The organism is Lysinibacillus sp. EB106-09-02-XG168 (assembly GCF_058791475.1).
This window is the reverse complement of record NZ_JBYTDN010000003.1, coordinates 4,728,292-4,741,329: the sequence shown is the minus strand read 5'-3', so window position 1 is coordinate 4,741,329 and position 13,038 is coordinate 4,728,292. Positions and strand designations below refer to the sequence as shown.

15 protein-coding genes are annotated in these 13,038 nt (G+C 34.2%); 6 read left to right on the top strand and 9 right to left on the bottom strand.

Annotated features, from left to right (window positions below; all coding sequences use genetic code 11):
- Positions 1 to 86 precede the first annotated feature (86 nt).
- A complete protein-coding gene (locus AC3WSO_RS24050) occupies positions 87 to 425 on the bottom strand; it encodes a BRCT domain-containing protein (protein ID WP_492534159.1) in 339 nt (112 codons plus the stop codon).
- 338 nt (positions 426 to 763) lie between these two features.
- Here AC3WSO_RS24050 and AC3WSO_RS24045 point away from each other — a divergent pair, with 338 nt between their 5' ends.
- Complete coding sequence (locus tag AC3WSO_RS24045; protein ID WP_492534157.1) at positions 764 to 1,510, top strand: MBL fold metallo-hydrolase; 747 nt, start codon at positions 764 to 766, stop codon at positions 1,508 to 1,510.
- A gap of 186 nt (positions 1,511 to 1,696) precedes the next feature.
- Positions 1,697 to 1,963, top strand: coding sequence for a hypothetical protein (locus tag AC3WSO_RS24040; protein ID WP_079563395.1), 267 nt, complete (start codon positions 1,697 to 1,699; stop codon positions 1,961 to 1,963).
- A 308-nt stretch (positions 1,964 to 2,271) separates the two neighbouring features.
- Here AC3WSO_RS24040 and AC3WSO_RS24035 read toward each other — a convergent pair whose 3' ends face one another.
- Positions 2,272 to 2,763, bottom strand: coding sequence for a hypothetical protein (locus tag AC3WSO_RS24035; protein ID WP_492534156.1), 492 nt, complete (start codon positions 2,761 to 2,763; stop codon positions 2,272 to 2,274).
- A 260-nt stretch (positions 2,764 to 3,023) separates the two neighbouring features.
- On the opposite strand from AC3WSO_RS24035, the gene AC3WSO_RS24030 reads away from it, so the two are divergent.
- The 4 genes from AC3WSO_RS24030 (at position 3,024) to AC3WSO_RS24015 (ending at position 6,471) form a co-directional block, all read left to right on the top strand.
- On the top strand, positions 3,024 to 3,173 hold the full coding sequence (locus AC3WSO_RS24030) for a hypothetical protein (RefSeq protein ID WP_349660193.1): 150 nt from the start codon (positions 3,024 to 3,026) through the stop codon (positions 3,171 to 3,173).
- A gap of 194 nt (positions 3,174 to 3,367) precedes the next feature.
- Complete coding sequence (locus AC3WSO_RS24025; RefSeq protein WP_492534154.1) at positions 3,368 to 3,652, top strand: hypothetical protein; 285 nt, start codon at positions 3,368 to 3,370, stop codon at positions 3,650 to 3,652.
- A gap of 100 nt (positions 3,653 to 3,752) precedes the next feature.
- Positions 3,753 to 4,520 (top strand): nucleotidyltransferase domain-containing protein, encoded by a 768-nt coding sequence (locus tag AC3WSO_RS24020; protein WP_492534152.1) that lies wholly within the window; start codon positions 3,753 to 3,755, stop codon positions 4,518 to 4,520.
- Positions 4,521 to 4,989: 469 nt separating this feature from the next.
- Positions 4,990 to 6,471 (top strand): malate:quinone oxidoreductase, encoded by a 1,482-nt coding sequence (locus AC3WSO_RS24015; RefSeq protein ID WP_197142921.1) that lies wholly within the window; start codon positions 4,990 to 4,992, stop codon positions 6,469 to 6,471.
- A gap of 540 nt (positions 6,472 to 7,011) precedes the next feature.
- On the opposite strand, the gene AC3WSO_RS24010 is transcribed toward AC3WSO_RS24015, so the two are convergent.
- The 7 genes from AC3WSO_RS24010 to AC3WSO_RS23980 form a co-directional block, all read right to left on the bottom strand.
- Entirely contained in the window at positions 7,012 to 7,668 is a 657-nt protein-coding gene (locus AC3WSO_RS24010; protein ID WP_492534151.1) for a hypothetical protein, read from the bottom strand.
- A 159-nt stretch (positions 7,669 to 7,827) separates the two neighbouring features.
- Entirely contained in the window at positions 7,828 to 8,241 is a 414-nt protein-coding gene (locus AC3WSO_RS24005; RefSeq protein WP_492534150.1) for a MarR family transcriptional regulator, read from the bottom strand.
- A 172-nt stretch (positions 8,242 to 8,413) separates the two neighbouring features.
- Positions 8,414 to 9,445 (bottom strand): alpha/beta fold hydrolase, encoded by a 1,032-nt coding sequence (locus AC3WSO_RS24000; protein WP_492534148.1) that lies wholly within the window; start codon positions 9,443 to 9,445, stop codon positions 8,414 to 8,416.
- A 38-nt stretch (positions 9,446 to 9,483) separates the two neighbouring features.
- Positions 9,484 to 10,143 (bottom strand): hypothetical protein, encoded by a 660-nt coding sequence (locus tag AC3WSO_RS23995; RefSeq protein WP_492534147.1) that lies wholly within the window; start codon positions 10,141 to 10,143, stop codon positions 9,484 to 9,486.
- Between the two features lie 3 nt (positions 10,144 to 10,146).
- Complete coding sequence (locus AC3WSO_RS23990) at positions 10,147 to 10,554, bottom strand: permease prefix domain 1-containing protein (protein ID WP_492534146.1); 408 nt, start codon at positions 10,552 to 10,554, stop codon at positions 10,147 to 10,149.
- On the bottom strand, positions 10,551 to 10,880 hold the full coding sequence (locus tag AC3WSO_RS23985; protein ID WP_053482886.1) for a PadR family transcriptional regulator: 330 nt from the start codon (positions 10,878 to 10,880) through the stop codon (positions 10,551 to 10,553). Before AC3WSO_RS23985 ends, AC3WSO_RS23990 begins: the two co-directional genes overlap by 4 nt.
- A gap of 623 nt (positions 10,881 to 11,503) precedes the next feature.
- Complete coding sequence (locus AC3WSO_RS23980; RefSeq protein WP_492534144.1) at positions 11,504 to 12,694, bottom strand: M14 family metallopeptidase; 1,191 nt, start codon at positions 12,692 to 12,694, stop codon at positions 11,504 to 11,506.
- Positions 12,695 to 13,038: the final 344 nt, after the last annotated feature.

Here is a 13,038-nt window from a genome sequence, read left to right as displayed (position 1 = left end):
CAATATTCAAGTTTAAAAGAACCCCACAAATAGTGAGGATAATGTTTAATTTGATATATACATTATGTTCGAATAAACTAAGCTATTTAAATTTTAGGTAGCTCTTCTTGCATTGAAATGAGCCAATTAAAATCATCTTCAATAATTATTTGAATGTCTAAGCCGAAGTTCATTAACTTCTCGGCCTTTAATTGTTTTGTACTTATACCGCGACGTTTGTTCCCAAGAATAAGGAAATCTGTATCATGTGTAACCGCCCCTTGCATAATTCCTCCACAAGCTCGTACTCTTTTTGCAGCTTCTAAGCGTGTCATAGTGGAAAGTGCCCCGGTAAAGACAATTTGTTTATGATGAAATGGATGCTTTAAACATTCTGATGGGTCAGAAAGTAAGATGATTTCTGTGTTGTCCTTATTGTTGTTCATGTTGACTCTCCTTGATTGAAATAAGGTTCCTACCTAATGTATAGGTGACATTGATTTGATTCTACATTTAAAACTAGTCATGAGAAATCGTATCATAAGTAAGGGGCAAAAAATAATAGATCCGTTAATTATGAATACTTGTATCTATAGAGAAAGCTAAGAGTATGTGAAATTCAAATTGATTTCGCATACTTTTTTTCCTAAAGAAGGATTTTATATATATTGCTCGAATTAAGGAATAGAAACTAGCTCATTATCAAAAGAAAATAAGGGGAAAAGGGTGGTTCGGTGATTCAATTCAAAAAAAAAATATTACAGTTTTTCAAAGTGTGTTATATATGACTACCTCGGCAATCATTCAAACGAATGAGGCAGTAATTATGACAGATCCTAATTGGCTACCTACTGAAATTGAAGACATTAAGAGTTATATAAACGAGATTAGAGGTGATAAACAACTATATATTGTTTATACACATAGTGATTTTGATCATATTATTGGGTCTGGGGCATTCCCAAAAGCTAAGGTAATTGCCTCAAAACAATTTGATGAAAATCCTAACAAGGAAGATATCATGCAAAAAATTAAACAATTTGACCAAGGATATTATTTGAATAGAAGTTATTCACCTCAATATCCAAATGTAGATATTGTCGTTTCAAAGGACGGACAAAAAGTAGAATTCGATTCCTTTACCATGACATTTTATCAAGCACCGGGTCATACGAATGATGGTATATTTACAGTTATTGAGCCTTATGGTCTGTTTCTTTCTGGCGATTATTTGTCAGATATTGAGTTTCCATTTATTTTTAGCAACTATAAAGACTATGTAAATACGGTCAATAAAGCTGAAAATATTTTGCTTAATCATGAAATAACGACCCACGTACCTGGGCACGGTACGACAACGCAAAATCAACAGGAAATTCAAAAAAGGATAAACAGCTCGAAGTATTACTTAGAGCAGCTTCTTCATGATAATGAAGAATTAGAAAAATACTTAAGTGAAGAATATTCATTTTTTGAAGGGATGAAAAGCATTCATACTGACAATAAGAAAATGGCTAAAGAAAATTTGTAGAGGAAACATTCATTAGTGCTTCTTTTTTTCGTTTTTGAGAAGGAGAAATTTTATTTTGGATGCAAATATTAAAGTCAAAATTTAGATTGCATAGATATTCGCACTTTGTCCGTACATATTTTCTGCTCATTTTACAATACTATATCTAGATTATTTATTTAAATGGCAGGAAGGGGAGAGGTAGAATTGGCTAAGCACTCAGATATGAGTTGGAAAAAGGATCACCCAAGCACTTTGTTTGGGAACTCCGTTCAAAAAGCGGAGCGTTTATTGAAGCATGTAAAGTCACACCCAGAGGAGATAGCGATTGAGCATGCTTTCAATCAAATCGAACATGCAGAAAATGCATTTATGAATGCAAAGGAATATGGTGAGCATTTGGATACAGTCCAACAAAATAAAGAATACTTAGAGCAGATCAAGCAGCAATTACACGAAATGCAAGACAAATAGTGACAGGGAAAATAACTTATAAGCGGCTTAAGTCCAATAATTGAAAGGACTAAGCCGCTTCATTTTATTCCTTGTTTGCTTGCAGAAATCTACTGTTAGTCTTTCTTTTATGCGAAATTTTACGAAAGACGGGTGACTAGGCATCTTTCCTGGGAAATAATTTTTGTATATTTTTAATGTTCAGTTTAATTTTGTATTATGACTAAAGTTGAAATTATATTTACGTATGTCATGAATGTTAGATTAGGTAGGGGCGCTCCTGGAAGCGCCTCGTCGGAACACATTAACTACATGTACTTAATCTTAAATTAACACCAAACAATTATTTTATACGGTGTGGTTTGTGCAGGGATACTTCTTGTAGTAGGGCCATAGATCACAATTAAGTTTCGATTGGCTAGGCTTTTTGAAAAAGGTTGCCCATTTTTGAGTAAGATAAGTGTATAAGGAGAAACATTCAGTTGTAATTGACCATCACTACTAACTAATTGGTTATTAAAAAAGTCGACTTTGACATTTTGATTGTTATTTTCCTTTACGACAACAAGTGCTCGATATTGAGGCGGATATATTAAAGGAACAGGTGCATTCCCATCATAATATCCAGTAACCCGATCGCCGGGATTCACAATTTCTTGATTCACAAAGTAAGTGGAAGGTGAGACGACAAAATTGACGATGCCCTGAGTACTATCTTCTACCGTCATCAGTTTATAACAGCCTTCCTTTTCACCATTTTGCCCAATAGAGAAATCATCAATTTGAGTAACGACACCATGAAATGATTTAAAATTGACCATTGCTATTCCTTTCTTTATAAAATTTCAAGAAATCATTGGTGAGACAAAAGCTTTCGCTATTTATTGTTTACCCGAGGAAGCTAAATTGAATTCATGACTAAAAGAAAATCAACAGCATTCTTTTTAATTTATGTAACATAACCAATTTGGGTGACAGAGAAGGCAGAGAATGATTGTAAGGACAGGTTTATATAATACATGAATCAATATATACTTAATTGGCAAACTATAAACGTTATTTTTAAGAGGAGGGGAGCCTATTGAAGTGGATTTCTAAAAACAAGAAACTCCTTTTAATATTCATCATTATTATTATGTTTATTGCTGGTATACTCGATATCAAATATGAAGGATTATTCTTTCAACTATTACCTGAATCTGTTCAAAACTATTTAGCTAATATTTTCTAAGTAGAATTGTATTTTTTAGGACATAGGGACTGCCTAAAAAACTCGTCTATTCATTGTTGGAATTGGATTTTTATCCAATTCCTTTATTTAATTTCTTTCAGCGGGTGTTTGGCCACCTAAAGAAATGTGATTTTTCACTTCAAAAAATTAAAGTACTTTTTGAATGGTCGCAAAACACGGATGAGAATGATGAATTGACAGAAGCGGAAATCCAAAACCTTCAACAGATGAAATTATTATTTCAATATAAGTATAAACAGATGATTCAAAGAGAAAAAGAGATTAAACAAATAAAGCAAGCCTTACAACGTGCTGATAATAAAATGGAGCAGCTATTAGAAAAAAATAAAGGGGTTCTAATAAAAATAACAGTGTCATTTAAAAACCCTGATAACCTCCCTTTATGTGAAAAATGTACTGAACTAACAATAGGCCAAAGTGGCACATCATTAACACAGAAAACAAGGCTGTGTTTTTAAAAATACAGAATTCATTCCTTCAGAAAGGATTTATAAAATAAATTTTGAATATATACGATATGCTAAAGCACAAACTTTTTAAGAAGGTGATGATAACTTTATGGAAGAATGGAGAATAGCGTTAGAAGAATTTTTAAAGGACTGGAAAAATAGAAATGATGTAGTAGGGGCACTTGTATGTGGGAGCTATATTACGGGTAATCCTACAAATCGTTCTGATATTGATGTGCATATTATTTTATCCGATGATGTTGATTGGCGAGAGAGAGGGAATAAATTTATTAATGGTTTTCTTATAGAATATTTCGCCAATCCACCAAAACAAATTCGCAAATACTTTCAACAAGATTTTCAAAACCAAAGAACAATGTCTATAGTTCAATTGATGACAGGAAAGATTCTATTCGATAACACGGGAATACTTAATGAATTAAAAATCGAAGCTGAACATTGGCTAAACAATGAATATGATGAACTAAATAAAATAATAGTAGAAATGAAAAAATATTCACTATGGGATTCATTAGATAATTTAAAAGATTGTTTTGAACAAAAAAGAGTGGATTTCCACTTTGTATATTTTAACTCATTAGCTAATGCATTTTCTGAGTACTGTCAGTTTTTGAGATTAGAAAGCATTCCATACTATCAAGTACATTCTTATCTTATTGATCCAGCCTATATTAAAAAGTATCTAAAAAATGTTTTCCCTGATTCCATATTTAAGGAAATGTTTTTAAAAGCTTTAATAGAAACGGATAAACAAAGGATGATGGAGGTATATGAAGAGTTAGTAAATCATGTAATGAATCAGATGGGTAATTTTGAAATTGATGGTTGGAAAATAAAAAGTCATGTCGAAGAATAGAATGAGTTTGACTTTCTTGGTTAGACTAAAAAGAAATAATTTTAATTAAAACACTAGAAAATAGTTAGAAAATTCTATATATTTTATGTATAGTGGAGCTGGTGTAAAAACAAGACTGGTTCCATATTTTTATGTTATTATATAAATATAATAATAAAGAAAACCTCATTATTTTATGAAAACGCTACCCAAATTTAGGACGATTATTCCATAACGTTTAAATAAAGGTAGTGATTCTTAATGGGGGAATAGTAGGTTTTTCTCTTGATTTATTAAGGGGAAGGCTCGAAAAATGCACATAACTCTCATATAGATAGTTGATATTTTAATCTTTATGTAATTATGATACACTGCAATAAGGTAATAATTGATACAGAAAAGATGTACTCCTAAGTTACTCTAGAGCTTACTGTGACAGCAGGAGAGCTTACATCCTTTCTGCAAATCTTAATATATAAGGAAGGTAAAAATGAGTAACAGACAAATTAAATCAGATGTTATCTTAATTGGTGCCGGAATCATGAGTGCGACTTTGGGGACAATGCTTAAAGAATTAGCACCAGATTGGAAAATTACAGTATTTGAGTCGCTTGATAAAGCTGGTGAAGAAAGTTCTCACGAATTAAATAATGCGGGAACTGGGCATGCGGCACTTTGTGAGCTTAACTACACTTCAGAGAAAAAAGACGGATCAATCGATATTAGCAAAGCGATTAACGTTAATGAACAGTTCCATGTTTCAAGACAATTTTGGTCTTATCTTGTGAACAATAAACTAATCAGTAATCCACAAGACTTTATTATGCCTTTACCTCATATGAGTTTAGTACAAGGGAAAGACAATGTAGAGTTTCTGAAAAAACGTCATGAGACAATGACAAAAAATCCTTTATTCCAAGGTATGGAATTTTCTGATGACCCAGAAAAACTAAAGGAATGGATTCCTCTTATTATGCAAGATCGTCCAGCAGATGAAGCTATCGCTGCGACAAAAATTGACACTGGTACAGACGTTAACTTTGGTGCATTAACACGTATGTTATTCGACCACTTAAAAAATAAAGACGTTGACATCAACTACAATCATAGTGTTGAAAGCATGAAACGCACTAGCGATGGTTCATGGGAAGTACGAGTGCATGACAAAAAAGGCTGTAAAATGGAATACCATACAGCAAAATTTGTCTTCCTTGGAGCTGGTGGAGGAAGCCTAGAATTACTACAAAAATCAGGTATTCCTGAAGGGAAACATATTGGTGGATTCCCAATCAGTGGATTATTCTTAGCATGTAAAAATCAAGAAGTTGCTGAGCAACATCACGCAAAAGTATACGGAAAAGCTAAAGTTGGTGCTCCACCAATGTCTGTTCCGCATCTTGATACACGCTATATTGATAACAAAAAATCTTTATTATTTGGACCATTCGCAGGTTTCTCACCTAAGTTCTTAAAAACAGGTTCAAATATGGATTTATTTGCTTCTGTAAAACCGCATAATATTACAACGTTATTAGCGGCAGGAGTTAAAGAGATGGGATTAACAAAATATTTAATCCAACAACTTATGTTATCTAAAGAACAACGTATGGAAGAGCTACGTGATTTCATTCCAAATGCTAAGAGCGATGATTGGGATATTATTGTAGCTGGTCAACGTGTACAAGTTATTAAAGATACTGAAGCTGGTGGTAAAGGTACGCTTCAATTTGGTACGGAAGTTGTAAGTGCTTCTGATGGCTCAATTGCTGCATTACTTGGAGCTTCTCCAGGTGCTTCTACTGCTGTACACGTTATGCTTGAGGTAATCAATAAATGCTTCCCTCAACATGTTAACGAGTGGGAGTCAAAAATTAAAGATATGATCCCATCATACGGCAAGTCATTAGCAGAAAATCCAGAGCTTCTTAAAGAAATTAACGAAGCAACAGACGAAGCGCTTCGTTTAAAATAAATTTATATGTAGAAACAAACGATGCAAACGATTTGTTTCTACTAAATAAAATAGAACCTTCATTCTAATTTAGGGTGGAAGGTTCTATTTTTTTATTTCACAAATGGAGTTGCAGTAATAATTTTCATCCGTACTATCTAATATATTTAAATAGGCATTAATTAATGACAAAATCGCAATAATTTATGAAACAAATATTTATATAAAAGCAAAATAAATGAAGCACACCTTTTACTAGCAAACAAAAGGCGTGCTTCTAATTTTAAATTTTAACCTTGGAATAACAAAATCGGATAGAGCGTTTGATATACATTGAACAAAAGAATAACAACAAAGAAACCAAGAGTGCTAGAGGAATGCTGAAAGCGATCGGAAGCTCAACACCACTCCAAATGCTCATTTGTATTTGTTCCAATCCGAATGTTCGCAAAATGCCGGCTATTATTGATAGTAATGCACTGAAGACCAGCCCTGCATAGAGGATAGATAGTACGAGAAGGGCTAATGAGCAAAAAAAGCTTTGAATGATTTTTATGAATGTCATTCCTTTTCCCTCCGTATAATTTGTTGCACCTTGGCGTTTTTAGCAATCGAATAGTTTTTTGTATAATAAAGTGTTTGTATATGACAATTATCGCCTACTGCTACAATATCTCCGTCAACAATTTCTGCATCTGTATAGGAAAGATGTATTTGTTCACCTTTAATACATTTACAATTCAACTTTTTCTTTAGAAAAGATATAGATAACGTATCTTTTTCTACATGTATCACATCTGCAATAAGCTTTCCAATCTCATTTCCACCAGACATTTTTAATTGAAAATATTTTGCCTCTATTTCATTTGCTTTAACAAAACCGACTGCATGAAACTGTTCTACTTGTAAGTTTTGTTCAATGGCCAACTTCCCAGAGCTATTCAATTTTGTTACGCGCCCATTGCGTATATTTAAGCTCCCCGAACTTTTAACCTCATTAATTTCACAAAAATCTTTTATAGAGCATGATCCTGCATTATTTAAAATCTGCGCTTCAACGCGGGAATGAAAAGAACTATGACCATGAGTAGAGATTTTTTTTACGCGTATTTCCTGATGTAAAGTAACAGATCCACGGATATTTAATTGCTCACAGTCTGCTGCTAAGTCTTTATTAGAGCCGTTAGTAAGGGTTACTGTACGTAGTTTTTGAATCACGATAACCACCTCATATAATTTAATTGATATATATTTTAATTATTAAAATATATATCAATTAAATTATATGCTACTTTGTTTTGTCAAGAACAAAAAAATGCCACGATCTTTTTACGGATTTTTTAGGCAATAAAAAAAGGATTTCAATTTCATGAAATCCTAAAAAATTTTATTCATTAACTGATTAACCTCATGCAATATTTTTGCCATGTCTATCAGTTTTCCTTGTGGAAACTTTAAAAATAAATCTTGAACCTTTAATTCACCGCTATTAGTTAACACCATTTTTACTACACGACGATCTTCTTGCTCTCTAATCCGTTCTACAAATTCTAATTTCTCAAGTTTATCGCACATGGATGTAACGGCTCCTGGCGTCACACTAAAGAATTCAGCAATTTCTGTTGCCTTCATACCGTCATTAATCTTTAGCTGAAGTAGGAGGATCAATTGGTTTTGCGACAATGATTCTCCCTCAGATAAGAGGTTTACAAACATTTTTGATTTATTCTGTATTTCAAGCATCTCTCTCATAATCGTTTCCACATTGTGCAATTGTTCATTTTTTGACATAGTATCACTGCCCGTTAAAATATTTAATAACTAAATTATATAGTAAATAAATAATGTGAGCTACTGTTGTTATCCTTAAGAGAATTAATTTCTTGTCGTTGTAGAACACAGAAGTGACTCAGACGCCCCCAGTTGGAAGGAAATCAACCCCATGTTTTGGTGAAGAGCCAATTTATTTCACAAACGTATCGCACATCCATTCATAAAATTTTTCCTTCTCTTCAAATTGTGGATAATGTGCTGATTGTTCATAGGCAATAAATTCTTTTCTATCGGCTTCAATCATATCAAAGTATTTTTTTGCTGCATTAGATGAAGTTTGATAATCATATTTACCCATAACAAAATAGCATGGTAATTCGAGCTTCTTTACTCTAGTAGGTAACGGTTTTTTTATTACTTCCTCTAATAAAGTTTGTTGAGAATAGGATAGCCCATAGTTGTAACGAATCACATCTAATAAGTTATACTCACGACTGAATAACATACTTATGATATTCCCATCAGGGTTATCAATAAGTCTTGTAGCTCCACCATATTTTGCAATATACTTTCGTGGAGTATACATCTCGCCATTTTCAACTTGTTCAGTTAACCCTTGTAAATATTGAACATCCGCTATATTACCATCGTAGTCAGCTTGCTGAATAACGTAATTCAAACCGTCAATCTCGCTTCCTACTGGATCACTCATCTGTCCAATTCCAACATATGCTGTAAATTTTTCAGGAGCTTTAGAGGCAGCTTGCGTTGCAATATATGTACCATAAGAATGGCCAATTAATATTACTTTTTCTTTGCCAAGACGATCTGATATATAATCCGTCAAGGCCAATAAGTCATCTACGAGTAAGTCCGATGAAAGATTAGAATAATCCTCAAAAAAATGATATGATTTTCCGCTTGCTCTTTGGTCGTAATTCACGACCGTAAAATTGTTTTCCAATAAGTTTTGATACTTACTGGCATACGGTATTTCTGAACATCCAGGCCCTCCATGGACAAAAATAATAACGGGATTATCCTGATCTTTCCCGCGTATCATAACTTCATGATTACTTCCATTTATCTTTACTTGCTCTAATGCACTTACACTGTTATTACCTTTAATATGGGCAGTCCATGTAGGAAATAAAAGCGCTGTTATTAGTAATACGATGGTAATTATTCCGGTGAATTTTATAAATTTCATTATTTTTTTCATCTAATTCCCTCTGTGAATGTGAATTATAATCGAAATTTTTAGACTCTTTTAGGGAGAGTTGTTGATTTGTACATTTTTCTTTTATAAACATAAAAGTACATACTAAGGGGCCACCAAAGGGCGACAAAGATTGGATAAAACGCCCATATTACGTTTGGAGAAGAGACAACGTTTACTGTAATAAAAAAGATGCTGATCAGTATTGTAGCGGTAACAGAGAATGCTACAAATGTTTTTCTTTGTGCGTGGTATAAAGCTAATGGCCACCAAATGACTAAAAATGCAGGATAAATCGCCCAAGGGTATGGATGGGATAAAATAATATTTAATAAAGAATAATAAATGATGGTACTTGCACAGCCGATCAGCGCAATTTTTAATGTTTTTGCTTTTTCCTCTAAATACATAAGGATTGGCCACCAGATGATTGGATAAACCGCATAAATGAACCATATATAATCGGGGGAGTATAAATAATTTTCAATGATAAGAAATGCAATAGTTATAGCACTGCAAACTAGAGAATATTCCTTATACATTCTTTTAGACATGAAAAATAAAGTAATGGGCCATAGCAGAACAAGTAAACAAGGGTAAATGAACCAAATCGTCTGAGGTGATGTCGTATAATTGACGATTCCTAAAAAAATCATTGTCATTAAACTACCAACAATCGAAAAGTTAATAAAGTTCTTCATGTTTTATTCACTCCATTTCTTACGTGACCAAACGAAGTACATAGATAATGGCCACCATAATATCGCGAAGATCGGATAGATTGCCCATATTGTATGTGGTGTATAGTAGAGATTAATAAATATAAAAAATACAATAATTAAGCCGCTACCCCATATAGAGAATTCTAAATTTAATTTAGCCATGTTTTTCTTTTCGGGCTCCTTCACACCTAATTCCTTTTTTAAATCTTCAATATCTCCAAACTCTACGATGGCTTTGTTAATGGCATCCTCTTGTTCTTTCCCTTGATCCATTAAATAAAATACTTTTTCTTCAAGATTTTGAATGATTTCTTGTTTAACCATCTCGGTTTCTTTATTACGAGGAATGTCTTTAAAAAGCTCATCAATATGGTTTTTTATTTTTTTCATTCTAAGCCCTCCATAAATAAGTCGATAATTTCTTTTACTTCCGACCACTCTTTTACTAGCTCATTTAAATAAGCTTTACCTAATGGGGTAATACGGTAATACTTTCTTTTGCCTCCGTGTGAAACATCACCATAATAGGCTTCAATAATTTCCTTTTTCTCAAGGCGTTGAAAAACTGCGTATAAAGTTGCTTCTTTAATTTGAAAACGATTATTTGTGCGGATACTTATTTCCTGAGAAATTTCATAGCCATAACGATCTTTCTCTAATATTAGCCTTAAAATAATGGAATCCAAGTGTCCGCGGATGATGTCACTTCGAACCATAAGTCACCTACTTATTTTTTATTACTCTATCTGTCAGAGTAATAGTAACAAACATTACTCTGCCTGTCAAAGTAATTTTTCCAAATTGGTCCATATTTCTGCTAAGAAGAATCATCATCAAAATGTGTGGCTGATTTCCATTCCGGCTGGGCGCTTTGTTGCTGACGCTTCGCTTTCGCACAGTTAAAACATTTGTTGCTGACGCTTCGCTTTCGCACAGAGCAGAGCTTCCTGTGGGCGTCCGATGAGCCGCTCCACTCGCGATGCTCGCTCCAGGATCTCGGGCCAACAGATGTTTTTTGTGCGAAAGCGCAGTGTAACGTAGCGGCAGCGACACGAGGTTGGTCACGAAGGTTATCACAGGATGTGATAACGCCTTCGTTCCTCCTATCGCTAATCCCCAAGGAGTCGCCCAGCCGCGACGGAAATCACCTTATTTACATAGTAGACGTTTTAACAAAAGTCACCCACGACCTTTGGTGATGAACTATCAAGAAGCAATCAATTAGAGGTTAAAAAATCCCCATTCACTTTAGAAGTAAAAGGGGATTGGGGATGTTTATTTAGAATTGAATTAGGATGAAAATCCTTAAGGGGAACGATTCTTAGATTATCGATTTCTATTACATATACAATGCTGCAAGGAATATACCTAATGTCTCTTCATAGATGTCATCGAATTGGCTAAGTGGAAGTGGATTTGTACCACTACCTAATTCAACAGTGAATCCAGGTCTACGCCAATCCTGGATAAACCAATCTTTATAGCCCGCATAACTGCCCGCTGAATGGATAGGCTCGTAGCCACTAACCCGGCTAAACTCATTAACAAGGGTTTCTGACTCTGGTGGTTCGAGATTTTCAAACCCCCAATAAATGACTCTACCTTGTGTATGAAACGCAAGAACTCTGGCGAAATCGCGCTTCCTTGTTAAGTCAGCCATAGCAATGGCCTCTGGCTCGGACAAAGGTTTTTGCCCTCCAAAATCTCTTGGCCCAGGTGTATTAGGATTTCGTGCACTTTCAAGCTCCCATTTTGCAGGGAACTGGTCGTTCAAATCGACCCCATGTATATTTGCCTTCCAACCAGAGAAATCGGTGTTACCGTTATTCCAAGTAATAAGCTGGTTTCTTAATGCTTCGTCATGAGGTGGTCCTTGTAATACTAAATCAACACCATCGGGATTGACCATCGGAACGATAGAAAGGATTGTTTGTTGGTAAAGTGGGAGAAGGGATAAACCGCGAATTGTATTTTGATTAGTGAGAGAGAGTAGGTAGTCGTTTATAAAAGTTAAAATAATTGGAGTTGTAATCCATTCATTTGCATGAAAGGAGCCGTTATAATGGACACGCTTAGCTCCGTTCCCGATTAGAAGCTCTGGAATTTCATGCTGTAAAACAGAATGTCCAATTGTAGAGCTTTGTAGAAACGGATATGCATCGAGTAGTTTTTTGATATCGTTCATCATGGTCGTGTAAGTATAATTTTGTTTACCATTGATGAGCCTCCATGTGATTCGTTGGGGAATGCGAATTGTCTGTCCAATGTGTAATTGATTTGGATTAAGGCCAGGATTGACAAGCAAAATGGCCACTAATGGGAGGTTTTTGCTTTGGGCTATTTGCCAAAAAGTATCTCCTTGCTTTATTTGGTAATTGACTGTAACAAACCCCGGAATTCGAACACGCTGTCCAACCCTTAAAAATTGAGGTTTAATAGTTCGGTTCGAATCTATAATTAGTTGAAGAGGTATTTTAAACACTTCACTAAAATGCCAAAGAGAATCCCCAGGTCTTACGAAAATGTCCACAATTGTTCTCTCCTTACTATTAATTATGTCTCAGCAAAAATGGCCAATATATAATATATATGAAAAGAATATGGGACTTATTAACTTTTAATGGCTCATCATCAAAACGCGTGGTTGATTTCTGTTCATCTATTACTGATCCTCAATGGGTCATCCAGCCATGACGAAGATCAACTGATTTACATAGTAAACGTTCTAACAAAAGTCATCCGCAACTTTTGAGATGAAGCCTTTTAATGTGAACTTTGTTAAGTATTCCTCGCAAAGAGAGTATGCTCTTAACCTAAGAGCAAGAAACTGTGTTACTTTTTGATTGATACTAGTTATAGAGTTTATGACAGATA